We start from the raw sequence: 24074 nt of genomic DNA on the forward strand, positions 1-24074 counted from the left end.
TTCACTCTCGCGTCTTGAGAACAGCAATCAGGTCGAGCTTGTCGATCCGCCGGCGAACGACGAAGGCGCTGGCGGCAGCGGCGGCAAGAACGATCAGGGTCGCCGCAGCATAGCTACCGGGCTCGATCACAACAGGAATCTGAAAGGATTCCCTGCCGGCCGAGGTGACGATGAGTTCGATCAGCATGCGCCCCGCCGCAAGCCCAATCGGAATGGCAATCAACACCTCGAAGGCCAGCTCGCTTATCAAGATCGTTGCGACTTCGCGCCGCGTGAAACCAAGTATGCGCAGACTTGCCAGCTCCCATGCTCGCTCATGGAAGGCTACCCGTGCGCTGTTGTAGACCACGCCAACGGCAATCAGCAGTCCAAATCCGGAGAGGATGAGGGCGCCCACAACGATCATTCCTGCAATCGTTTCGTCGAACAGGGAGATCCACAGGGTCTTCACCGAGCTCGCTTCGACCTCCGGCATGTCCTGGATACGGCGCCATACTGTGACGGCCTGCGCCGAATCGATCTTCAAGGCCGCGCCGTTGACGACGTCGCCTTCGCGCATGAACCCGTTCAGGGCGCCAAGCTCCATCGTCGCCAAAAATCCCAGGATGTCCTCGGTCAGCTTGACCACGGGCAACTGCCGCACCCGCCGCTTACCTTCCAAGATCTCGACCGTCACGGTATCGCCCACGGAGACGGCCAATTTCTCCGCCAGAGGCCGGCTCATCATGAGGCCTTCGAGGGGGACCGCAATGGGCAAGAGTTCTTTGTCCCGCAGCACTTTGAGCTCGGATGTGGCGGCAAGGCCGGTCAGCGATGTGCGGTATCTGCGGTGATCTGCTCGCAACTGTACCGGAACAATCCGCTGTCCCTCCGCCCATAGCACGCCTGGAACGGAGCGGAGGTCGTAGACGGCGGTGGCGGAGACAGGAGACGAGAAGGTGACGAACGCGTCGCCGCGCTCGATGCGCCCGAAGTTGGCGTCTATCATGTAATGTATGGCGTCGAACCAAAACAAGCCGAAGAGGACGAGTGGAACTGCGAGCGCAATGCCAATAATCGTGAAGGCCGTCCTGAAGGGCCGCCCGACGATCGCGCGAAGGGCCATGACGACTTGAAGCGGAATCGCCCCCCCCGGGTGTCGGCCGAACCAGGTGATGGATCGGGCTGTCGCGGGCAGCTGAGGACGCATGGCCTCCGCCGGCGCGAGACGTGTCACTCGATAAACTGCTGAACCGGCTGCGAGATTTGCCGCTACGACGCTTGCCACGACGGCGGCTACGATGATCCATGGCTCCAGCTTCGCCTCAAGGGCCGGAAAGCGGAAGAAGGCCCGGTAGCTCTCGATGACGCTCGTCGCGAAAAAGCGACCCAGAAAAATTCCGAATGCCGACCCGGCGAGGGCGATGATTGTTACGAGTTTGAAGTAGTGCAGTGCGATGGGCAGTTTGGCGAAGCCCAGAGCCCTGAGAGACGCGATCTGCTCCCGTTGCGCCTCGACGAGGCGGCCAAGAATGACATTGAGAAGAAATGCGGCGATGCCGAAGAAAATCGTAGGCATCACAATGCTCAACGTCTCTTGCTCGACCAACTCGTCTTCCAGAAAGCGGTGGGACGTCAGCTCGCTACGGTCATAGGCGCCGATACCCCCGTAGGGTGCCAAGAGGCGGTCAATCTCCTCGATGACCCGCGGCTTCGACGCTCCCGGGGCCAATGTCATGACGAGATCGTTGAACGCGCCTCGCATGTCGAAGGCGCCGGCTAGCGCATCTTCCCCCGCCCAAAGGATGACCAGATTGCGATCGTCGGGGAGGGGTAGCGCGGACCGCGTGGCAAACACGAACTCCGGCGACATGGCTATGCCGGCGACCCGGAAGGACTGCAAACGGCTGTTGAGGACCACATCGATCGTATCTCCCGGTCGAACCGTCCTCGCCCGGGCATACGCTTCGTTGATGATAATCTCGTTGGCGCGCGCCGGATCGAGCCAGCGACCGGCAACGATATGCAAGCGATTGAGCAGAGGCTGACCATCCGCCGGAATTGACACGATGCGCCCTGAGATCGGCAGGTCCGTATCCGGCCGCATCACACGCACGGCTTGGGTAATGCGAGGCTCGACGATACTGATGCCGTCGATCTCGCGAACCCGCTGGATCACAGAGTTAGGGGCGCGTTTCAGGTTGGCGAATAAGTCGGCAAAGCGCTCGTTGCGATAGTGGCTGTCCATCGCCTCAACGAGTGCAAAGTAGTTCGATACGGACATCACGAACACGGCAATACCCGACGCAACCAGCAGTGCAATGCTTAGCACCTGGGTTCGCATCGACCAGAGATCGCGCATGACCTTGATATCGAGGACATTCACCATGTGATGTCCCCCGCTGGGATGCGCTTCGGGTTCCGGTCTTCGCTTGAGATCCGGCCACCGCTCAGCCGCAGCACCCGGTCGGCCATTCCGGAAATGGCCGAATTGTGGGTGATCACGACCGTGGTGGTCCCGAGCTCGGCATTCACTTTTGCTATGGCCGCCAGAACGAGGCGGCCCGTCTCTGCATCAAGCGCCCCGGTCGGCTCATCGCAGAGGAGGATGTCGGGTCGCTTGACGATAGCTCGCGCAACAGCCACGCGCTGTTGTTCTCCGCCCGACAGTTGTGAGGGAAAGCGATCGTGTCTATGGGAGAGGCCCACGAGATCAAGCGCCGCTTCTGGCGTCATGGGATCGTTGGCGATTTGCGCCACCAGGCGCACGTTCTCCAGAACGGTGAGGCTTGGAATAAGGTTATAGAACTGGAACACAAACCCGACGTGCTCCCGTCGATATTGAGTCAGCTGGGAGTCGGTGGCTCCGGTGAGTTCGTGATCGCGCCATCGAGCTGTGCCCGATGTCGGTGCATCAAGCCCGCCCAGAATATTGAGCAGAGTTGATTTTCCCGAACCCGACGGGCCAAGCAGCACGAGAAACTCACCCTGTCGAATCTCTAGATCTATGTCCTTCAGTGCGTAAATGGGCGCGAGGCGCGTGCCATAGACCTTTGTCAGTCCGCGCGCGGCGAATACTGGAGAATCCTCTCCGCTGTGTGCCCGATGCTCATCAGGTCTTTCGCGCCTCTCTAGCTCGTCCACGATGCCCCTTGCGCGCTCCTATGGCCCACCGATCCGACCTCAATAGACGATTGGTCTGCCGTCGACAGTCTGAGTTGAGGATCAGACCCGCAATGCGAACGACGAGTGCAATCATCGCATCCCAAACAGCTCCTGATGGAACTGAGAAGGCGGCAACCCCTTGGCTATCAGCGGATTGCACATTGCTCGCCCGGACGCTAGCGGACCGCAGAACCAAACATCTGCCTCTCTCCAATGAGGCGCCAAAGCTTCGAGGCGGTCCAAAGTCAATCTGCCATCCGTGAATTCCACGAGCAAATGAAACCGGACACCAGCTAGCTTGGCGAGTGGGCGGATATTCTCAATGAATGCCTGCTCCGGCGCGGCGGTGGCATAAAATAGGTCGACGGCTAGATACGCCCCCGAAGCTCCAAAGTTTTCAGGCGCGCGATACAGGGCTTAGTGCCTACGCCGCCGCCGTTTCAGATTTGGCGGCGGCGTTTTTCATTGAGGAAATTGAACCGGCCCTAAGGTCCTTCGACGACAACGCCCTGGCCTACGTCAAGACTGCTGGCCAACGTTCGTGCGTCGCCCAGACCCTTGATCGTCAATGTCAGAAGGCCGTCATCACACCAAGCCGAAGAAATAGTGCAGGTAATTCACTCCGAGAAGACACATCATCATCTGAGCGTCAGGGCCGGCTGCCTGCCAAACGCAGTCCGCACGGAACCCGTTGGTCTGGTTCGGCAGCTGGTGGGCGACATCGCTGTCGGGAGGCCTTCGTTGAGTTCTCGTGATCCAGCTATGAATGCGGGAGCATCGGCGGTAAATTAGGAATGACCCGTCCTGGAACGAAGATATGTCGCGCCTGCATATCCATCCCGAGTCCCATCTCGTCTCCCGCATCGGCTGGCTACGGGCAGCAGTTCTCGGCGCCAACGACGGTATCGTCTCGACTGCCAGTCTGATCGTTGGTGTGGCGTCGGCTGGGTCTGGACGGGCGGAGGTATTGATCGCAGGGCTTGCGGGGCTTGTCGCCGGGGCGATGTCGATGGCTGCCGGTGAGTACGTCTCGGTCAGCTCGCAATCGGACACCGAGCAGGCGGATCTTGCCCGCGAGCGAGCCGAACTCGCAACCCAGCCCGAGTTCGAGCGCGAGGAATTGGCGCAGATCTACATCGGCCGGGGAGTGTCGCCCGATCTGGCGCATCAAGTGGCGGACCAGCTCATGGCGAAGGACGCGCTCGGGGCACATGCCCGCGACGAGCTGGGAATATCGGAAGTGACGACAGCTCGCCCGATCCAGGCGGCGCTGACCTCAGCTGCGACCTTTGCCGTAGGTGCGGCCCTTCCGCTTCTTATGGCGCTGCTCCTGCCGGCCGCGATGCTTGTGACGGGTGTCTCCGTGGCATCGCTCCTGTTCCTGGCGATTCTCGGCGCGATCGGTGCCCAGGCGGGTGGAGCAAATGTACTCAAAGCCACCCTTCGCGTGACCTTCTGGGGCGCGCTTGCCATGGCTCTGACGGCAGGGATCGGGGCGGTCTTCGGGGTCGCGGCTTGATAGCGCAGCGATTTCGCAAATTGAATCCGGCCGGCGAAGGATGCAGATGCAGAATTACTAAATGAGTGTGGCATCTGTCATCAGGTGCTCATCCGAGTGACCTCCGCTCCGGGACGCATAGGAGGAACGCAAAATGACCAACTCAATTCGACGGACGATCGCGGCAGCAGCTGTCCTGGCCACGGCAGCGGGTTCGATGGCGTTTGCGCAGGACCAAGGTGGCCACTCGGCGCCCATGATGGGACCCGGCATGATGGGTCGAGGCATGGGACCAGGAATGATGGGCTGGGGCATGCGGGGCATGATGGGGCCCGGAATGCAGGAGATGATGGGCCCCGGCATGATGATGGGAAACGGCCCAATGATGGAGGGGCGGCTTGCGTATCTCAAAGCCGAGCTCGGCATCTCCGAGGCCCAGACAGAAGCCTGGAACGGGTACGTGAACGCCGTCAAAGCCCGTGCTTCCACTATGCAGAGCACATACGCAGCGATGATGCAGACCATGCAGTCAGGCAGTGCCGTCGAGCGTTTGCAGGCGCACATTCGAGCGATGGAGAGCATGGTCGAGACTCTGAAGGCCCTCTCCCCGGCTACCGAAGCACTCTACAAGGTGTTGAGCGATGAGCAAAAGAAGAAGGCCGACCTGCTCCTGGGTGCAGGCTGCTGCATGATGTGAGGGTGTTGTGAGCTACTATTTCAGCGAGGTGCTGTCGCTCGACTTTGACGATGCCGTAGCCGAAGTGACGAAAAGCCCAAGGAGGCGGGCTTTGGCGTGATCACCGATGTTGATGTGGCTTCGACGCTCAGGTCGAAGCTCGATGTGAAATTTCGGCCTTACCGCATTCTTGGCGCCTGTAATCCTGCCCTCGCCCATGAGGCACTCAAACGGGAGGATAAGGTGGGCACCATGTTGCCGTGCAATGTGATCGTTCAAGAAATCACGCCCGGAAAGGCGGAAGTCGCGGCGATCGACCCGGTGGCGTCTATGGCCGCCATAGACAATCCCGCACTCCTCGAAATGGCGAAACAGGTGCGTGACAAACTTGAGGCAGTCGTGCGATCGCTTTGAGGGGCAGTGCGTCCCCTATGTTTGGCAACCCTCAAGAGCGCAGGTCGCTTCGCACAAGCTGAATACGAGCACACGTCCCCGTATTATTCCGATGTTTTTGGGGATGCCACGAGATCGGAATACTGAAGTCAGCGGAGGAACTACCTTGTCTGGCCTTGCCCCTTTCCCGGGCCAGTGGTTTCGAGTGCCGCCTTGCACCCCGCCGAGACCTTGTCCTTGTTTGCTTCAAGGCAGGTGCGAACCTCGCCCTGGCCATGCTCCTTTCCGGTGCAGACTTTCGGGATGTCATCCTTGCAGGCGGTCGCCACGGGGCCTCCCTGGGCTAAGGCAACAGCTGTCAGAGTAAAGCTGGCAAGCGTCGCTGCTGCATTCGCTCTTATGCTTACGTATGTCATGAAATGAGCCTCCTCAATTCGCATTTCAACGACGTCGTTGCGCGATTCCTGGCGTCAAATTCCCAGACTCACTCAATCACTGTCTCTTGGTGGGGCAGGCACGGGCGGCCGTGCTCAAGAGAACGTGTCAGCCATCAACCCATCGAACCACTTACCCATCTCCTTGAAGTACTTCGGGGTCCATCCATCGGAGGCCGCGAATGACTGGGCGACCGGCGTCATAACTTTAGCGGCGGCGTCATACTGAAACACGGCCGTAAGCCAACTCGCCTCCGTTCGCGTGATCGTCGAATAGCAGGCAGAATTTGTGACCGGTGAGGGATCGGGCTGCCCACCTGAGAAAAGACGCGCCAGAGCGTCGGCGCACACCTTGGCCTCCTGATTAGCGATATGGCCCGCTTTGGGCTGAGTCGTCGCGCTCGAATCGCCGATCACGTGGATGCTGGGCGCTGCGACACTTGCATAGCTCAGCACATCCACGGGCGCGAAGCGCCCATCACTACCAGAAACAAGACCGGTGGCGACGGCGAGCGCGCTTGCGCGCTGCGCCGGAATGAGGTTGATGACATCTCCACGAACCAAACCCCCGCTCGTCGAAAGAGACATGGCCCCTACGTCGACCGAGGTCACCTCGACGCCGCTGAGGTACTCTACGATCTTGGCATGCGGTCCCAAAAAGGCGCGAGAAAAGTTATCTTTCTCGACCACTATATCCGGATTGGCGTCGAGCACGATGAGCTTGGAGCGAGGCTTCTCAGCCTTGAGCCAATCCGCGATCAGGCAGGCCCGTTCATACGGACCGGGCGGGCAGCGGAACGGAGCCTTAGGAATGGTGATAACGACAACGCCATTGGACCGCATACCCTTCAGCTGCCGCGCAAGCAGTGTCGTTTGCAGCCCCGCGGTCCAGGCATGGGGCATGCTATCGTCCTCTAGCCCTGGAACATTGTCGAAGTCGATCCCGGGAGCCATGACGATACGGTCGGCACTAAGCGCGGTGCCGGACGCAAGCTTCACAGTTGTACGAACGGGGTCGACTGCAACAACGTCGTCGATAACCACATCGACGCCGTAGCGACGGCTCAGAGCCTCATATCCGAAGGTCAAACTGGACAAGTCTCGCTGAGCCGTAAGCACGAGGCTGCTCATAATGCTCGACACGTATTTCGGGTTACGTTCGACGAGGGTCACAGCCACCTCGTCTCCCCACAGCCGCATGTACTTGGCCATCGTGGCTCCGCCCATGCCCCCGCCGACCACGATCACCCGGGCCTTGGGCACTGGTGGGGGCGCAAGAGCCCAACCTGACCCTGAATGCGTCAGCGATGCGAGGGCAGCGGATGTGGAGGCCATGAGAAATGTGCGTCGATCCATGGTCGTGCCCTCACCTTTGACTCGAGAGCCATTGCGCAAGATCGTGCAGTTGCTGGTCGGTATAACCTAAGGCGTGCCGGGTCATGATGCCCTCGCCCTCTGCCCCCGAGCGGTACTCTCTCATCTCCTTCAGGAGCTTGTTGACTGACTTGCCAGTTAGCTTCTCGAACCCGGGCGATGCCTCGCTCGGCCCATGACATTGGAAGCAGTTCGAGGCGAGCAGCCTTCCCGGGGGACTTTTGCTCTGTTGGGCCAGAGACGCGCTCGGGTCACAAAAGAAGGTTGCGACCAACATTGGCCAGCCTGCATAGACCCATCTGAGCTTGCACTTTGATTGTAGAATGCGGCAACGACCCATTTGAACATCCTCCGCGCCAACTTGGCGGACTAGCGGTCGTAGATGTTTCTTGTCGCAGAGATGCAAACTTTTGCCTTGACAGCGGTCAAGTGCCTGGTCGGCGAGGTCTGCGTGAACCTAAAATAGCCAGAGCCAATCCGCCACCCGCTCATGACCTGATGCCATGGCGATCCTCCCGCTGATCATCCAGAGGAGAACCACAAGCATCAGGAAACGCCTGACAAGACAGTCATCGAGCGCGCGGAACCCCCGATCCAAGCATCGCATCCAGCGCCTTCCGCTTCAAGGAAGCCAGCATGCTCCCCAAGTCAGCTTTCGTCAGAGTCGGGCGGACGGCGCGAAAGGATCTTGCGCCCGGTAAACATGGCCGAGGTGATGCTGCCACCTTCATGCAGTTCGGTCACCACGACGGCGATAATGTGCAGAGTAACGACGGCTGCCAGGGCGTAGAACCCGAATTCGTGCACCATGACGAACGGCTTTCGAAAGGCCCGCATCGCATCATAGGCGGTCTTGTCAATCAAGTCAGTAGCACCGGGCACAACGAGCGCCGGATCCACCCCGGGAGCCGCGACCCAAGCTGCAAACCAATGGCCGAAGGGAGGCCAGTAGAGATCAGTTCCCGCCAGGACAAGCCCGGTGGCCGCCTGCATGAGAAGCAATACGAATAGGAGGGACACAGCGATACGCGCGAGCGGATTGTGTCCTACGTACTGCTGAGGCTCACCCGCGAGGAACGAGGCCGTATAGGCGCGAAGAGCCGTCAGATAGCCGGGGCCACCCGGCACTATGGCGCGCCACCGTGCATACCTGTTACCGAAGAAAGCCCAGACAAACCGCCATAGCAGGTTGGCTGCCATCAGGTAGCCAAACAGCACGTGGACGTTCTTGAGCGTAACCTTGCCACCCGGGGAGTGATGAAACAGGGTGTCGAGCAGGATGTCGAGGCCGGTCACGAGAAGACCGAACACGGCGAGCGCATTGATCCAATGGAACAAGCGCGTCGGCAGGTCCCACGCCACGTATTCTTTATAGTCCGGCATTACACTCCGCTCCTTTCGGCATCGCAACTGACCTTGCCCCCGGAAGGTACTCGCTCATAACTGGAGTCCGTTCTGGTTATGGTCCGACGTGGACCTCCTTGCAAACTCGTTCGGCGTGAGCCCGTCGAGGCTCGTGTGCGGTCTCTCCGCGTTGTAGTCCGCCCGCCAGCCGGCGAGCACCTCGCGGGCATGCGCCAGGCTGCGGAACATCGTCTCATTCAACAGCTCGTCGCGCAGTCGCCCGTTGAAGCTCTCGACGAAGCCGTTCTGCATCGGCTTGCCCGGCGCGATGTAGTGCCAGGCGATGCCCGTTTCCTGTTGCCAGCGCAGGATCGCCATCGAGGTGAACTCGGTGCCGTTGTCGCTGACCACCATCTCCGGCTTGCCGCGCCGCGCGATCAGGTCGTCCAGCTCGCGGGCGACGCGATGGCCCGACAACGAGGTGTCGGGCACCAGGGCAAGGCACTCGCGCGTGAAGTCATCGACGATGGCGAGCATGCGGAAGCGGCGCCCGTCCGTGAACGTGTCCGAGACGAAGTCCAGCGACCAGCGCTGGTCCTTGCCCTGTGGCACGGCAGCAGGTGCCCGTGTGCCGAGCGCACGCTTGCGGCCACCCCGCTTGCGGACGACGAGCCGCTCCTCCCGGTAGATGCGGAAGAGCTTCTTGTGGTTCACGGTGAAGCCCTCTCGCCGCAGCAGCAGGTGCAGGCGCCGGTAACCGAACCGGCGGCGATGAGCCGCCAAGGCTTTCAAGCGCGTGCGCAGCACACCGTCATCACTTCCTCGCCGATAGCGATAGACCTTCGGCGCGAGCCCGACCAGGGCACACGCACGGCGTTGCGAGTAGTCTTTCTCTTCGATCGCCCAGCTCACGGCGGACCTCCTCGCGGCGGGCGTCAGAAGTTTTTTGTCAGCAGCTCCTTGAGGGTAGCGTTATCGAGCATCTGCTCGGCCAACAGCTTCTTCAGCTTGCGGTTCTCGTCCTCGAGCGTCTTCAGGCGCTTGGCCTCCGACACCTCGAGCCCGCCGTACTTCGACTTCCAGGCGTAGAACGTCGCCGACGAGATCCCGTGGCGGCGGCATACCTCGGCGGTGGCCATGCCGGCTTCCTGCTCGCGCAGGATGGCGATGATCTGCTCCTGTGAAAACCTGCCCTTACGCATCATCCGTCTCCTTCTCGGATCGACGGACTCTAGCTCAGATCGGGTACCCCTGCGGGGGCAAGGTCAGCTGCTACAATCCTGTCTTCTGTCACATCTCAGAATCGCTATGTCTTCGACCAGAATTGTCGAGTGAAGTCGATCGAACTGGCGACGGCCATCGGCCTTCCGGCCACGGACGCGATGCTTTCGATCAACTTCCTCCCAAATGCTGTTTATGAACCGAGGGCTTGTATCCGCCTCACCCTAGTGACCGCCGAGCGGTTGTCTTTCCCGACTGATAGGCTGATTTTCGAGTTTACCGAGAACGAAGCTCTCGATGCCGAGCACGTGTCGAGAATCGTCACTGAGTATCGTGCCATGGGTTTCAAGACCGCCCTTGATGATTTCGGTTCCGGTCATGCTGGCCTTGGGCTGCTTGCGCGAATCCAGCCTGACATCGTCAAACTCGATATGGAGATCATTCGCGGCATCGATTCCGATTCCAGAAAGCAAGTCATTGTGCGGTCGACCCTGCAGATGCTGGCTGACCTTGGCATCATTCCGATCTGTGAAGGGGTTGAGACCCGCCGGGAACTCGAGACGCTCCGGGACATGGGTGTCGATCTTATCCAGGGCTATGTCCTAGCCAAGCCGGCTTTCGAGGCGCTGGCCGAGCCTAATTTGTGATTGCAAAGCCTTGCCAGACCAAGCGGGGGGATGGGACTGTCGGCTAAGGGGCATTCCGTGCTCGTCCGACGAAGCCACGCGGTGTCCGCTATTTAGCTCAATGCGGACCCGAACGCCTCGAACTTCAGCGCGGCGATGCCTGATGTTGGCCGACTTCCGCTGATGCGACCGTGCACCTTTGTGCGGCGCCGTGGCGGAAAAGACCGATTAGGTGGCTAGTGGCCCTCCCCAGACGTCACTAGGTTTGCGGGTTGGTCCCAGAAGCGGGCTTGGCGCGGCTGCTGTCAGCAGTCTCATGCGCTCGGCGACCAAAACCGCTTTCGTACGCGCAAAGCGCAGACCGAGGCTGGACAGATTCCAATGCCGCTCCTCCCCCTGGTCAGTCCGTGGTGCGCGCGAAAGGCTTGTGGTCCTTCCCTGCGTCCTTGTTGCGGTGCAGGGCTGCATTGACCAGGAGCATCAGGGTGATCGGAGTGGTGACCATCATAAAGATCATGATCAGGACCTCGTGGAAGACCGGACGCGACTGAAGCACAGAAAAATATAGGATCGAGGCGATCAGGACGCATCCAATTCCGAGTGTCGTCCCAAGGGTCGGTGCGTGGGCGCGCGCATAGAAGTTGTTGAAGCGCAAAAGTCCGACAGCCCCGATCAGCGTGAGGATCGAGCCAAGAAGCACGAATATTGCGGTCAGCACTGTGACCCAATCGGGCAATCCGCTCGTCATTCAATTGTCTCCCCGCGCATGAGGAACTTTGCCAACGCGGACGTGCCCACAAATCCTAGCAGCGCGATCATCAGCGCCGCCTCGAAGTAGACGGAATCACCGGTTTGGACACCGAATGTCAAAATGAGAGCCATCCCGGCGACATAGAATGCGTCGAGAGCTAGCACCCGATTTTGCGCATTGGGCCCCCGCACCATCCGAATGACCGCACACGTCATTGCCATGACGAAGAGCAGTTCAGCGATTGCGAGCGACCAGAGCAGAAACGTCTGAGCGTTCATTCGAAAATCTCCATGAGAGCTCGTTCATACCGTGTTTTGATGAGCTGGACCCATGCCGTCTCGTCGATTAGGTCGAGAACATGGATCAGGAGCAATCCCTTCGCGCTGTCGAAGCTGACCCACACTGTGCCCGGCGTCGACGTGATAATGCACGCAAGGGTCGCCAAGCCGTAGTGATCGCGTAACTCAAGTGGGATCGTCACAAAGCCAGACTTCACAGGTGGGGTCGAAGCAACGATGATACGTGCAACCGCAATATTGGACCGCACAATATCCAACAGTACGATGACCGCGAGCCGGACGGCCGCAGCGGGCTTCCGAAGACGGGCTCTCGGCATCTCAATCGTCGAAATCGAGAGACCACCTGCAACGGCAATCAGGCTGCCCAAAAGAAAATGTCCTAAAGAAATTGACTGGTTGAGCAACAACCAGAGACCAAGCAAGAACGCTGAGAGGACCGGGTGGGGAAGCAGGGCCGTCATGGGCGTTCCTCCAGCGATCGTTCCACACTCGGCGCAGATAGGACTCGTTTTACGTAGGTCTCAGGCAAGAAAAGATCGTGCGCTGTGGCCTGCATGAAGCGCGCCGCGGGCTCAGCGTTGACCGTGAGCCCGACACAGAGCGCCAACAAGCTGACGATGGGTAACAGCTCGAGAAAGCGAACGGTCGGCACATTGCTTTCGACAGGAACCCAGAATACCCGGATGCCAGCCCGCATCAATGCGAACAGCACCACCATTCCCGACACCAGCAGGAGCGCCATCAGAAGCCAGGGCATGGCGTTCTGGCTGGGATCCGGCAACTGGAAGAGCGCCGTCAGCATGAGAAATTTTGCGATGAAGCCCGACAGCGGAGGAAGTCCGGCCAGCAGCAACGCGCAAACTGCGAAGCCAATGCCGAGGATGGCCATGGTCGCTGGGAAGGCGATGCCGACCGGCTCAATCTCCTTCTCATCATCGTCGCCAAACGCCTCCAGCGTCACTGCGATCATATCTGCGCCTGCAATCCTGCCGCGCTCGAAAAGCTCAATCAGCAGAAAGAATGCGGCGAGCGAAAGTGTCGAGACGACGAGATAAAACAAGGCGCCGCCGGTTACCCCTTCGTTGCCGACCGCGATGGTCGCGAGCAGCGTGCCCGATGATACCAGCACGCTATAGGAGGCGAGGCGAGCGAGATCCTGAGATGCCAGGAGGCCGACCAAGCCGAACAGAACGGTCGCAATACCGCCAATCAGGAGCCATTCATGGCCAAAGCCGGCCGATGCTCCTGCTCCTGCACCGAACAGCAAGAGCCAGAGCCGCAGGATCGCGTAGATTCCAACCTTTGTCAGGATTGCGAACATAGCGGCCACTGGCGGCGCCGCAACGGAATAGGTCGCAGGCAACCAGAAACAGAGCGGCCACATGCCCGCCTTGATCAGGAACGCGATACCCAGGATGGCCGCTCCGGCCTCGAGCAGCACTCGCTCGCTCGCGGGCACGGCCGGAATGCGGGCTGCAAGGTCCGCCATGTTGAGCGTGCCTGTCGAACCGTAAATCAGACTGACGCCGATTAGGAACAGCGCTGAAGCCGCGAGGTTGATTGCGATGTAGTGCAATCCTGCCTTCACCCTCAACACCCCGGATCCGTGAAGCGCGAGGCCGTACGAGGCGGCAAGGAGCACCTCGAAGAAAACGAACAGGTTGAACAAGTCACCGGTGAGGAACACGCCGTTCAAGCCTGCAAGCATAAACTGAACCAGCGCATGGAAATAAGATCCCGCGCTGTGCCAGCGCGTAATCGAGAATATCAACCCAGCCATTACCGTGATGCCGGTCAGAGTCAGCATGAGCGCGGACAGCCGATCCACCACGAGAACGATACCAAACGGCGCTTGCCAATTGCCGAGGAGATAGACGCTGATGGTGCTTGCGGAGTCGGGCGCTCCCGCATCGGCGATTCCGAGCAAAGCAACAGCGATGCCGACGGTGCCCAGGGTCGAAAGAAGCGCTATCGCGGCCTTGACGGTCCGCAGGCGCTCCGGCAGCGGGACCATCAGTGCCGCCGTCACAAGCGGCAGCAGAATGGGAGCAACGACAAGATGCTCGACAGTGGGGCTCACGGGCCAGTCCTCCGGCCGTCAACGTGGTCGGTTCGCGTCAGGCCGCGCGCTGCAAGGAGAACGACGAGGAAGAGAGCCGTCATTGCGAACGTGATGACGATGGCCGTCAATACCAGCGCCTGCGGCACGGGATCCGCATAGTGAGCAAGATCGGCAGGTATGCCCTGCTTGTAGAGCGGCGGCGCCGCAGAGCGAACGCGCCCCATCGAGAAAATGAAGAGATTAACCGCATACGATAGCAACGACAGGCCGATCAGGACCTGGTAGGTGCGGGACCGCAGCAGCAGCCATACGCCGGAACTCGTCAACGCGCCGATGCTGAGCGCGAGAATGATCTCCATTATCCCACTCCGTCTGTTGCCGCCGACACTACGCTCGGCTTGCGATGCGTGCGGATCGTTTGATGCGCGAGGGCGATCAGCATGAGGACCGTGGCGCCGAGCACGATGGCCAGGATGCCAAAGTCAAAAAGGAGCGTGCTCGAGATGTGGACGTCTCCAAGGATCGGAAGATCCACTTTAAACATGTGTGACGTCAGGAACGGGTAGCCAACGAGCCAACCGGCAACGCCGGTCGCAAACGCAAATGCGGATCCCATGGCCATCCAGCGCAGCGGGTAGACCCGAATCCGGGCTTCGACCCACACAGTGCCCATCGCCATATACTGGAGAATGACGGCGATAGCCATTGACAGCCCCGCAACGAAACCACCGCCGGGGAAATCGTGGCCACGCAGGAACAAGTAGACGGCAAAGGTCCCGATGACAGGAAATAGGAGACGTATGATAACCGACGGCACCAGCAAATAGTCGGCGAAAGTCTCACCGGGCACCCGGTCGGGTTGCTCGACATCGAAGGCTTCCTGCGCGCGCTTCCGCTCGGGCACAGCCAAACTCTCCGGTGCGGGCCGGAAGCGGCGCAGAAGCGCGAAAACAGCCAGCGCCACAATACATAGCACCGAAACTTCACCGAGCGTGTCGAACCCGCGGAAGTCGACCAGAATCACGTTGACGACGTTCCGGCCACCACCCTCTGTATAGGAGCGTTCCAGGAACTCACGGGCGATGCCATCGGTCGGGACGGGCCGCGTCAGCATCGCGAACGAAATCGCAGCTAGCCCCGCGCCGGCAGCGAGCGCAATCGCAAGATCCACGTAACGTCTCATCAGCGTCGAGGAGTCCGCCGGACGCAAGCCTTCGTCAAGGCGCTTGGGAAGCCAACGTAAGCCGAGAAGAATGAGCACCATCGTCACGACTTCAACCAAGAGCTGCGTAAGAGCGAGATCCGGCGCGGACAAATATATGAAAGTGATGCAGGTAGCGAGCCCCGCTCCACCCATCAGAATGAGCGCCGCCAACCGGTGAAACTTGGCCTGCTGTGCGGTTGCTAATGCGCAGACGATGCCGATAATCCAGACAAGCGCGAAAGCGAAGTCAATCGGCGCGATCTTGAAAGTTTCCGGAAGGACCTTCTGGTGCATAAGAGGCAAGAGCCCGGCGACAAGCGAAACGCAGACCAGGACACGCATTTGCGTCTGAAGCCGCTGCGTGCCCATCAAACCCAAGAGGCGGCGCGCCCAGGCGCTGACCGTGTCGCCTATTGAAAGACGGTTTTTTGCCAGGACGAATAGCGGGCCCTTATCGACATTATACACGCGAAGTACTGCGTAGGTCGCGACACCGCCCGCAAGGGCTAAGACGCTCATCAAAAACGGCAGCGTGAAGCCGTGCCAAACCGCAAGGTCGAAGACAGGGGCATTCGCGCCCAGAACCGAGGCAACGGCCATTTTCAGGAACGGACCGATTGTGAAGTTCGGCACGATGCCGACTACCAGACACACGACGACAAGCAGTTCGATCGGGAGGCGCATCCAGTGCGGCGGCTCTTTCGGCGTCTGCGGCAACGTGGGCGGCGGTCCGAAGAAGATATCGCGGATGAACCGCAAAGAGTAGGCCACACTGAACATCGCCGCCAGCGTCGCGACGTAGGGCAGAGCGTCATCCAGCCACGACCCGTCATGCGTCGCGATGGTCTCTGCGAAGAACATCTCTTTTGACAAAAACCCGTTGAGCAAGGGCACGCCCGCCATCGCCGCAGCAGCGACCATCGCCAACGTCGCTGTCATGGGCAGGAAGCGGTAAAGGCCGCTGAGCCGCCTGATGTCCCGGGTACCGGTCTCGTGATCGATGATGCCGACCGCCATGAAAAGCGACGCCTTGAATGTTGCATGGTTCAGCATGTGGAAGATGGCGGCCACCGTCGCGAGCGGCGAATCCAGGCCGAGAAGCAGCGTGATCAGCCCCAGATGGCTGAGGGTGGAGTATGCTAAAACACCCTTGAGGTCGTTCTGGAACATGGCGAGGAACGCCCCCATGACGAACGTCACGAGGCCTGCCGATCCTACGATGTAGAGCCAGTAGTCGGTGCCCCCGAGCACCGGCCACAGGCGTGCCAGCAAGAAGACTCCTGCTTTCACCATCGTTGCCGAATGCAGATAGGCTGAGACCGGCGTCGGCGCGGCCATCGCGCGCGGAAGCCAGAAGTGGAAGGGAAACTGTGCACTCTTCGTCAGCGCGCCAAGCAGGATGAGAGCCAACGCGGGGACATAAAGCGCGTGGCCTCGGATAACATCTCCAGCCGCAAGAACACGGTCGAGGTCGAAACTTCCGGCGATATGGCCAAGCACGATCACGCCGGCGAACAGACATAGACCGCCCATGCCGGTGACTGTCATTGCTGTCCGCGCGCCGGCCCGCGCGCTGGCGTCGTGATGCCAATAGCCGATCAAAAGGAACGAGAAGAAGCTCGTCAGCTCCCAGAAGAAGGCAAGCTGGATCAGGTTGCCGGAGAGCGCGATGCCGAGCATCGAGCCCATGAAGGCGAGAAGAAATGCGAAGAAGCGCGGAACCGGATCCTCCGGCGACATGTAATAGCGCGCATAGAGGAAAACGAGGAAGCCTACACCAGCGATCAGGAGTGCAAAAATCCAGGCAAACCCGTCAAGCCGTAAAACGAAGTAAAGCCCCGCCGGCGGTATCCATGCGAACTCGGAGCGGACGATCTGCCCGTTCGCCATTGCAGGATAGAGCAGCACGAGGGAGACGAGCACGCAAAGCGCCGTCCCGCACGCAAGCCACGCTTCCAAATTGCGCGCATTGGTGGGGAGTAAGGACGCGACCAGACTGCCGACGAACGGAAGTACGATCGTGGTGAGCAGCAACGTGTCGCTAGAAACCATTACCCCCCACCCTGTTCGTGTGTCCCAAACTCAGCTTGGCGTCGCAAGTCTCGGCACCGCGAGGATGTCTATTTCCAACGTACGCAACAGTTCCTCGGCGACGCTCCCTAGGAGCATTCTGGCCACTCCCGAACGGCCATGTGTCCCCACAATAAGAAGATCCGGCCCGATGGTGTCGACTGCCTTGGAGATGACGGGCACCGGATCGCCCTCGGCAACGTAATACGAACAGTTCGCCGCGTCTAAGGCCAGAGATGTTAGGTAGCTCTGCAGCTCAGTAGTGGCTCGCTGCTGTTCCGTCTCGACATACGCAGTGATCCGCTCTCGCGGCACGTCGGCGAGCGCCAACTTCGATTTTGCAATCGCGCTGAAGGCATGGGCGACGGTAAGGTGCGTGTTATCGAGGATGCCAAGTCCGCTTGCGGACGACAAAGCGTTTGCCGATGTATCCGACAGATCGATTGCGGCAAGCGCTCGCGCATAGGGCTGAGCCGCTTCACTGTTCACCATCAGAACCGGACACGCCCCCCCACGGATGACGCGCTCGATCGTCGTGCCCACGAACACGTCACGCAGCAACTGCCTACGGTGGCTGCCCATGACGATCAAGTGTGCTCCAACAGCGGCAGCGGCTTTCATAATTGCATCATGCGGCGGGCCGATCTCAACAATGCCACGGCACGGCACGCCGCGCAGTTCAGGGACCGACGCAATCTGCTCGTCGAGGATCTTGTGGCTTTCGGCGACTTCGAGGGCCGCCAGCGATTCCGGCTCTTCATCTACGATATGAACGAGCGTGAGCTCGGCGCCGGACTGGCGTGCAAGGATCGCCGCGCGCCGGATTGCGCGATGAGCCCGGGTGGAAAAATCAGTCGCAGCAAGAATACGCTTCATCTGCCTTCTCCTCCATGCCGGCGCGTACCGTCTTCGCCCTTTTGCGCAAGGCCGCACGCGGGGCTATGCGCCCTTGATCAGGAACTGGTTACAGGGTGTACCACGGAAATGACCCTTAACTTGTGGGGACGCCCATCATTCCCCTCAAGCATCATCATTTGACCGGGCGACAAACCGATCAGTGCGGCCCCAACAGGCGTGAGAATCGAAATCTTCCCCGCGTCGATATCGGCTTCACGCGGATACACGATCTCAACACAACGACGGTCGGTGTCGTCCAGCACGAATTCGACGCGCGAGTTCATCCGAACAACGTTTGCTGGCACCTCCCCTTCGGGAACGACACTGGCGCGTGCCAGCTCACGGAGAAGGCGCTGCGCCACATCCCGCGACCGCTGGGTCAATTCAGCCGCCGTCGCCAGTGTGAACAGCCGCCGCTCTTCCCTTTCGCCTACGAAGATTTGCGGCAGCGCCTTGGAAACCGGGTGAAATATCATGGATGACCTCAATTGATTTTGGCGCGCCGCAATTTCGTGCGAGCGGTTTCGGCGCGCGACTGAACTGACGAACATTGAGCGCGGAGGCGCCTTATGTCCGTTTTGCTAGAGGTGAATAGATTGTGCGTCCCCCGAGCTCCGGGGCGCAAGGCACGCCGAGCCGGGGGCTAATTGCCCGCAACGTTAGAGCCCGCCAGGGGGAGCTTTAAAGGGATGCCAGTCAGGATGAACATGATTGGATAATGGGGAACGGTGCGTTGTCCGTCAACGGGCAGAAGGTCTCAGCTCAAATTGCGGGAGCTGTGCGCCGCTGACGCAGCGGCGCGTTCTTGAATCCGGACCTAGGGTGACGATAACGAAAACAGTCTACTCTTCGAATGTCGGTGATGACGTTCGCTGCAATCGCTATGCCCACTCGGTTCTACCGAAACCCGCCCGGGCCAAAGGCTCGCCGCCGGGGGCGCACGCACCGAGGCAGGAGAGGCCTCCTTCGATCTCTCCTCCGAAAAGAGAGGCCGGTCGCAGCACATTCAATTCTACGTGCGGTGCTACTGCCACGGCCAGAGACCCACGCTTTTCGTCGATCGGAACAGATCCGATTGGAACAGTCGCGATGCACGGATCCTCGAGCGAGCGTAGCCGTTTGGTTTCCGAGACGTCGCTCACGTGTTCGAGGCGCAGGATGTGAGCGAGCGGCGGGTTGCCTGCCCCACTTGCTCTCGGTAGCTCGTCTTCGCGCTGAAGCTCAACTGCTAGCCGCCGACACAGGGCCTCTTTTGCCTTGTCCCCCTCGGAAAAGCCCCCGGCGACAGGGGGTTGGGAAGTGCGCGCCGGGGGCTCGGACAAAGCCGGCGAGGGGACACCGACCATGTCGTCCCCGGCGCGAGAGACACCGGGGAATACTAAGCGGCCATTTGAAGGCCGAAACAACGACGTTACGCGGCGAGCGCGGCGGGCGCGCTGTGCTCGCTTTCCATGACGGTGACCAGAACCGGCACGAGAAGGCGATCCGCAAGCACGCGCTGCTTGTCCGAAAGAACGGAGTAGAGATCCGTCACGTGCGCTCTCATCGTCCGGCAGACCTCAAGCCGGAACAGGCTTTGCCGGACCTGGATATCGAGTGCGACAGGCAGTGACGGATAGTTCGCACGCGTGACCCGCTGGTCTTCCGCCAAGCTCTCCGGCAGCAGCCGCATCGCTGCGTTGACGGCGCCACGAAACCGCACCCACTGCCCCAACTGCTGCTCGGAAATATCGAGCGCTTCCTTCAAATGATTGAGACGTTCAGCATGGATACTGGGATTGACCCTCGACATGCTCTGCTCCTTCAATCTTGTTGTTGGTCTTGGGCCCTTATTGCAAACGTCGGATCTTCGTCCGTGGGCCAACAATTATATTTTCCGATACGGCCGCGCGGATTGCTTGATCGAGATCAAATGAACGATAGGCCTGACCAATCTGTCGCAGTGCGCGCACAAACGATGCCGGCTTGGCGACCGCGCCCAAAGTGGTGGGGTTTCGTCACCCCAGAGGGACAATCTCAGGTCGATGGAGACGTCGAGACTGAAACAAGAGTGAACGTTAAGGTAAACAATGGCAGAGCTTTGCACACTCCCGATTATCGGAGACATCCTGCCTCGTGTTCGCTTTCGGGCGCGATGCGTTCGATCTGAGGCAGCGATTTTCGACGTAGAGACCGGCAGTACTGCTGGCCGCTTTCTCGGCATCCCAACGGCACCGAAGTCCCACGAGCGGTCATCGGTACCACCGCAATCGGCGGCTCAAAGCACGGCGCCACCACGTCTGCTCTCAGCGGAACTGCGTCGATCCATTAGACGTCACTCTTCTCGGTGATATCGTTAGTCAGGTGACTTGCATGGCCTTGTGCCGCCATACTCCTGCCGTCCACCCGCGCTCGACTCCGGAGATCATTAAATTGCCGGTCGCGTTCCGGTACGTTAGCCCTGGGCGTTGATACCGTCTCTCGAAACGTCAACGGATGCGGCCAATGAAAACCTATCGAGTTAACGGAAGCCAGGTGAAGCGATTGCGGGAGCTTCTGACTTCAGGAGCTACACAGAAAGAATTCGCCTTCGCCATCGGGATCAGCGAGCGCAAGCTGCGCGACATCGAGAACCACAACGGTATCATCAAGCGAGATGGGTTGGCTCGATGCCTGAATGTCGAAGCGAGTGAAATCGCGTATGCTGTCGACGGCCCTCGTCTGGTGCCAGCATCCGACTCCCCGGTGCCGACGGTCCCGAACTCAATACCAACCGGGGATCGACTTCAGCCACGCGATGATACGAAATATGCATCGGCCACGATGGATGCCGACGAACTCTATGAGCACGCAAAAGTTCACGCTCGGTCGTCTGTACGATTGAAACGAAGCAGACTGCCGAGCTGTCTGGCTATGCCAATGAGATCATGGATGTGCTTGGCAGGCTGACCTGGTCGCAGCGCTCGGTTCTCGATGAGATCCCCGAGGTTGTCGTAACAGCTATCAAGTGCCACGCTCGTGAGCTGCTTGTGTCCGCTAACCAATACTAACCTGATAACTGAGGCGCGCCGTCGACCTGAGTGCAGATGGGTTGACAGAAGAGGTCACAAAAATGATAGTAAGTAGTTACTATCAATCAGATCGACATCAAAGATGCAGACCAAACACCTTCCCGCCGAGGAGCGCCGCCAGCGCACCGTGGAGGCCGTCGTCGCCCTTGCGGGCAAGCAGAACCCAAGTGAGATCACGACGGCGGCGATCGCCAGTGAAATGAGCGTTACTCAGGGTGCCTTGTTCCGGCACTTCCCGAGCAAGGAGGCCATATGGCAGGCTGTGATGGAGTGGGTTGCCGATCGGTTGCTGGATCGGATTGACCGGGCAGCGGAGCAGTCATCATCACCGCTTGCTGCTCTGCACGCAATATTCATGAGCCACATAGAATTTGTGATCGAACATCCCGGTGTACCGCGGATGATGTTCGGAGAGTTGCAGCGAGCAGAAGCAACACCTGCGAAGAAGGTCGCGCACGCTTTGATGAGACGTTACGCGGAGCGTCTCGCACACAAGCTGGAAGAAGCCAAGGCCGGAGGAGAGGTGCTGGGCGACACGGACACGAAGGCGGCGGCCATACTCTTCATTGGAATGATCCAAGGCCTGGTCATGCAGTCGATGCTGGCGGGCAACCTTCGGGCTGCGAGAGCCAAAGCGCCGGGCGTGATCGAAATCTATTCTCGCGGTCTGGGTGCCGGCTATGTGGACCGGCCATCAGAAGCCAAACTGAGACAGACCAATAAATGAGGTTGAAGTGATCACGCGAACGAAACTTATCGTTATTGCGCTCGCGCTGCTCGCTGGTGGGGGGGTAGCCTTCTATCATCTGCACGGACATGGCCATAGTCATGAGGCCGGGGGCGGATTGCAGCTCAATGCCGGCCAGAAGTGGGAGGCGGACCAACCGCTCCGCGAGGGCATGGAGCGTATCCGTGAATTTGTGAGCGCCGCCAAACCTACCGGCAGCGCGTCCGACATGCAGGTTCTCGCCAAAGGCATCCAGCAGCAAGTCGATTACCTGATCGCAAATTGCAAGCTACCGCCTGCGGCCGACGCGACCCTCCACGTCATGATCGCTGATCTCTTGGAAGGTGCCGATCTCGTCACGAAGAAGAATGACCCGCAGCGCGGTATCGCAGTCCTTCGAAAGGCTCTCGAGACATATCCCAAGTATTTCGATCATGCAGGCTGGCCTGGTTTCGGGAACACCTGATCGATCATGAGCGACAGCGCTGCGACTCTCCAGCACCCTCGCACAAAGGTTTGAAGCAGATGCAAGACAGCTGGCTTCCTTCGTCGGCAGTCTTTCGCCGACCTGCAGTCAGGTACGCGCTGGTGGCTGCTGGCGTTGTTGCCGCGATCATGCTGGTGCGGTGGGTTCCCGCTGAGCCACGAGTTCCGCAAGCGAATCGGAGAAATCAGAGGAAGCAAGCGTTAGTCACGCGGCGTCAACCTCTTGCCCGTGCGGTCATTACGTTGATGCGTATGCTCCGCTGCGTCGCCGTTCTCGCGGGTCCGGAATGGGAGGATTGGCTGTCGCGCGCCAATGCCCATCGCGATACGGACTCTATGCGCCGAGGGTGGCAGCGAGGTTGTTGGCGAGTTTTGATCCACGCGCCCGCGAAGGGCGCGACCCCATGAACGCCATCTTCACGTTGGATTTTCGGGATGAGTTTTCTTCTGGCACGCCGTAAAACGTAATGTTATCGCATATGTAGTACTGGCGTGGCGGGAGGGCATCAGGATGATTGATCGAAGCGTAACGAGGGCGATCACAAAGTGCGCACTTCCGTTCGTCTGCGCGGTGACACAGCTGGCCGCTGCGCCAGTCCACGCGTCTCAGGCTTTCATTCCAGAGTACGGACGCGGAACTGTCGTGGTTCTGAACTTGGATGACAACAAGATCCTCGAACGCATCAAGACCGGCACCAGTACCTGGGGGGTCACGGTCGATGCGTCGCGAAAGGTGGCCTACGTTACGAACAGCGGATCCGACGATGTGTCCGTTATCGATACCGAAAACCGAAAAGTCGTTGCGACGATCGACGTTGAACGCAATCCGACAGGTCTCTCGGCGACGGCTGACGGCAGGAAAGTCTATGTCGCGAACGCCGATGCCAACACCGTCTCCGTGATCGATGCCATGACGCGCAGCGTCATAAAATCGATCGCGGTGCAGAAAAGTCCGCGGTGCATCGTGTCCCACCCGAGTTCGAAGTGGGTTTACGTGACCAATAATCACAGTAGCTCGATATCAGTCATATCGACTGAGACCGACGAAGTGGTGTCGGAAATTCCGGTCGTCGGCGAAAAACCTTACGGCATCGCCGTGCACCCGGATGGCAAGACGCTCTATGTGCCGATTTTCGAAGCTAACGAACTGGCAGTCATTGATATCGAGACGAAGAAGACCGCCGCTAGTATTCCCGTCGCAGCGGGCCCCCAAGGAGTCGGCATCAGCGACGACGGGAAGGATGTATATGTATCTAGTGTAACGGAAAATGTCGTTACGGTCATCGATACCGCATCGGCGCAAGTGAAGACGCGCGTTGCAGTGGGAAATTTTCCCCGCGGCATGAGCTTCGATGCACGAACGAAAAGGATGTATGTGGCAACAACACGTTCCAATACCGTCACGGTCATCGACGGAACAACCTACCAGCCCATCGCCACCGTCGACGATCTGCTCTGGCCCATGGCATTTGGAAACTTCATTGTTCAGCGATAATCAACCCGGCCAATTATAGCCGCCTGTCGCGAGCATCAGCGCAAGTCAGGCAGTGAAGAGCGTTGCGAGTACCTCCGGTGTTGAACGGGACACACGCAGCCCTCCCGACCATAAATCCCATCACAAAACGGGAGGAAGTCCCATTCACATCCCCGTCATAATGGATGTTACTTCTTCCCGGGAATTTCTACTGCGGAGCATGTAAAGGCTTCCCTGCTCGGGTGCCGCATGTCTCTCACGCAGGGAAAATTTCATACGTCGCTGGGCGAGGACGCCGTCCGTGACGCAAACAATATGCGTCTCTGGAGGACACGTCTTGCGTA

At 59.6% G+C, this 24074-nt stretch carries 24 protein-coding genes; 8 read left to right on the forward strand and 16 right to left on the reverse strand.

Annotated features, from left to right (window positions below):
* Nucleotide 1: 1 nt before the first annotated feature.
* Entirely contained in the window at nucleotides 2–2368 is a 2367-nt protein-coding gene (locus PE058_RS18875; RefSeq protein ID WP_271029089.1) for an ABC transporter permease, read from the reverse strand.
* Nucleotides 2362–3123, reverse strand: coding sequence for an ABC transporter ATP-binding protein (locus tag PE058_RS18880; RefSeq protein ID WP_271029090.1), 762 nt, complete (start codon nucleotides 3121–3123; stop codon nucleotides 2362–2364). Before PE058_RS18880 ends, PE058_RS18875 begins: the two co-directional genes overlap by 7 nt.
* 838 nt (nucleotides 3124–3961) lie before the next feature.
* Here PE058_RS18880 and PE058_RS18885 point away from each other — a divergent pair.
* The 3 genes from PE058_RS18885 to PE058_RS18895 all read left to right on the forward strand — a co-directional run bounded on the left by PE058_RS18885 (nucleotide 3962) and on the right by PE058_RS18895 (nucleotide 5732).
* Nucleotides 3962–4663 (forward strand): VIT1/CCC1 transporter family protein, encoded by a 702-nt coding sequence (locus PE058_RS18885; RefSeq protein ID WP_020086105.1) that lies wholly within the window; start codon nucleotides 3962–3964, stop codon nucleotides 4661–4663.
* Between the two features lie 133 nt (nucleotides 4664–4796).
* A complete protein-coding gene (locus PE058_RS18890; RefSeq protein ID WP_271029091.1) occupies nucleotides 4797–5339 on the forward strand; it encodes a Spy/CpxP family protein refolding chaperone in 543 nt (180 codons plus the stop codon).
* A gap of 96 nt (nucleotides 5340–5435) precedes the next feature.
* Nucleotides 5436–5732 carry a DUF302 domain-containing protein gene (locus tag PE058_RS18895; RefSeq protein ID WP_442908664.1) on the forward strand — a complete coding sequence of 99 codons (297 nt, stop codon included), beginning with the start codon at nucleotides 5436–5438 and terminating at the stop codon, nucleotides 5730–5732.
* Nucleotides 5733–5872: 140 nt separating this feature from the next.
* On the opposite strand, the gene PE058_RS18900 is transcribed toward PE058_RS18895, so the two are convergent.
* The 5 genes from PE058_RS18900 to PE058_RS18915 form a co-directional block, all read right to left on the reverse strand.
* Nucleotides 5873–6040, reverse strand: a complete 168-nt coding sequence (locus tag PE058_RS18900) for a cysteine rich repeat-containing protein (RefSeq protein ID WP_271029092.1) — start codon at nucleotides 6038–6040, stop codon at nucleotides 5873–5875.
* A gap of 201 nt (nucleotides 6041–6241) precedes the next feature.
* Nucleotides 6242–7501: an FAD-dependent oxidoreductase gene (locus tag PE058_RS18905; RefSeq protein ID WP_333780405.1), complete on the reverse strand. Its 1260-nt coding sequence runs from the start codon at nucleotides 7499–7501 to the stop codon at nucleotides 6242–6244.
* 10 nt (nucleotides 7502–7511) lie between these two features.
* On the reverse strand, nucleotides 7512–7859 hold the full coding sequence (locus PE058_RS22085) for a c-type cytochrome (protein WP_442908665.1): 348 nt from the start codon (nucleotides 7857–7859) through the stop codon (nucleotides 7512–7514).
* Nucleotides 7860–8167: 308 nt separating this feature from the next.
* Nucleotides 8168–8902 carry a cytochrome b/b6 domain-containing protein gene (locus PE058_RS18910; RefSeq protein ID WP_271029093.1) on the reverse strand — a complete coding sequence of 245 codons (735 nt, stop codon included), beginning with the start codon at nucleotides 8900–8902 and terminating at the stop codon, nucleotides 8168–8170.
* A 54-nt stretch (nucleotides 8903–8956) separates the two neighbouring features.
* Nucleotides 8957–10065, reverse strand: a protein-coding gene (locus PE058_RS18915; protein WP_271029094.1) for an IS3 family transposase whose coding sequence is annotated in 2 segments (ribosomal slippage) — nucleotides 8957–9813 and nucleotides 9813–10065 — 1110 coding nt in all. Because the reading frame shifts where the segments join, the coding sequence is not laid out codon by codon here.
* Nucleotides 10066–10194: 129 nt separating this feature from the next.
* Here PE058_RS18915 and PE058_RS18920 point away from each other — a divergent pair.
* Nucleotides 10195–10731, forward strand: coding sequence for an EAL domain-containing protein (locus tag PE058_RS18920; protein WP_333780406.1), 537 nt, complete (start codon nucleotides 10195–10197; stop codon nucleotides 10729–10731).
* A 379-nt stretch (nucleotides 10732–11110) separates the two neighbouring features.
* Here PE058_RS18920 and mnhG read toward each other — a convergent pair whose 3' ends face one another.
* The 9 genes from mnhG to PE058_RS18965 form a co-directional block, all read right to left on the reverse strand.
* Entirely contained in the window at nucleotides 11111–11458 is a 348-nt protein-coding gene (gene mnhG / locus PE058_RS18925) for a monovalent cation/H(+) antiporter subunit G (RefSeq protein ID WP_271029095.1), read from the reverse strand.
* Nucleotides 11455–11739, reverse strand: a complete 285-nt coding sequence (locus PE058_RS18930; RefSeq protein ID WP_271029096.1) for a K+/H+ antiporter subunit F — start codon at nucleotides 11737–11739, stop codon at nucleotides 11455–11457. Before PE058_RS18930 ends, mnhG begins: the two co-directional genes overlap by 4 nt.
* Complete coding sequence (locus PE058_RS18935) at nucleotides 11736–12221, reverse strand: Na+/H+ antiporter subunit E (protein WP_271029097.1); 486 nt, start codon at nucleotides 12219–12221, stop codon at nucleotides 11736–11738. The genes PE058_RS18930 and PE058_RS18935 overlap by 4 nt, the downstream gene beginning before the upstream one ends.
* Complete coding sequence (locus PE058_RS18940; RefSeq protein ID WP_271029098.1) at nucleotides 12218–13840, reverse strand: monovalent cation/H+ antiporter subunit D; 1623 nt, start codon at nucleotides 13838–13840, stop codon at nucleotides 12218–12220. Before PE058_RS18940 ends, PE058_RS18935 begins: the two co-directional genes overlap by 4 nt.
* Complete coding sequence (locus tag PE058_RS18945; RefSeq protein ID WP_271029099.1) at nucleotides 13837–14181, reverse strand: Na+/H+ antiporter subunit C; 345 nt, start codon at nucleotides 14179–14181, stop codon at nucleotides 13837–13839. The genes PE058_RS18940 and PE058_RS18945 overlap by 4 nt, the downstream gene beginning before the upstream one ends.
* Nucleotides 14181–17078 (reverse strand): monovalent cation/H+ antiporter subunit A, encoded by a 2898-nt coding sequence (locus PE058_RS18950; RefSeq protein WP_271029100.1) that lies wholly within the window; start codon nucleotides 17076–17078, stop codon nucleotides 14181–14183. Before PE058_RS18950 ends, PE058_RS18945 begins: the two co-directional genes overlap by 1 nt.
* Before the next feature lie 30 nt (nucleotides 17079–17108).
* Nucleotides 17109–17972 (reverse strand): universal stress protein, encoded by an 864-nt coding sequence (locus PE058_RS18955; RefSeq protein ID WP_271029101.1) that lies wholly within the window; start codon nucleotides 17970–17972, stop codon nucleotides 17109–17111.
* Nucleotides 17973–18049: 77 nt separating this feature from the next.
* The gene (gene rnk / locus PE058_RS18960) at nucleotides 18050–18469 is read right to left on the reverse strand and encodes a nucleoside diphosphate kinase regulator (protein ID WP_271029102.1); all 420 of its coding nucleotides are present in this window, start codon (nucleotides 18467–18469) and stop codon (nucleotides 18050–18052) included.
* Between the two features lie 935 nt (nucleotides 18470–19404).
* On the reverse strand, nucleotides 19405–19785 hold the full coding sequence (locus tag PE058_RS18965; protein ID WP_271029103.1) for a Spy/CpxP family protein refolding chaperone: 381 nt from the start codon (nucleotides 19783–19785) through the stop codon (nucleotides 19405–19407).
* A gap of 692 nt (nucleotides 19786–20477) precedes the next feature.
* Between PE058_RS18965 and PE058_RS18970 the strand changes: the two genes are divergently transcribed.
* From PE058_RS18970 to PE058_RS18985, 4 genes are all read left to right on the forward strand, one after another.
* Entirely contained in the window at nucleotides 20478–20921 is a 444-nt protein-coding gene (locus PE058_RS18970; RefSeq protein WP_271029104.1) for a helix-turn-helix domain-containing protein, read from the forward strand.
* A gap of 204 nt (nucleotides 20922–21125) precedes the next feature.
* The gene (locus PE058_RS18975) at nucleotides 21126–21770 is read left to right on the forward strand and encodes a TetR/AcrR family transcriptional regulator (protein ID WP_271029105.1); all 645 of its coding nucleotides are present in this window, start codon (nucleotides 21126–21128) and stop codon (nucleotides 21768–21770) included.
* A gap of 7 nt (nucleotides 21771–21777) precedes the next feature.
* Nucleotides 21778–22236, forward strand: coding sequence for a hypothetical protein (locus PE058_RS18980; protein WP_271029106.1), 459 nt, complete (start codon nucleotides 21778–21780; stop codon nucleotides 22234–22236).
* Nucleotides 22237–22767: 531 nt separating this feature from the next.
* The gene (locus PE058_RS18985) at nucleotides 22768–23751 is read left to right on the forward strand and encodes a YVTN family beta-propeller repeat protein (protein WP_271029107.1); all 984 of its coding nucleotides are present in this window, start codon (nucleotides 22768–22770) and stop codon (nucleotides 23749–23751) included.
* Nucleotides 23752–24074 lie beyond the last annotated feature (323 nt).

The organism is Hyphomicrobium sp. DMF-1 (assembly GCF_027886585.1).
In the GTDB taxonomy this organism is placed as follows: Bacteria; Pseudomonadota; Alphaproteobacteria; order Rhizobiales; family Hyphomicrobiaceae; genus Hyphomicrobium_C; species Hyphomicrobium_C zavarzinii.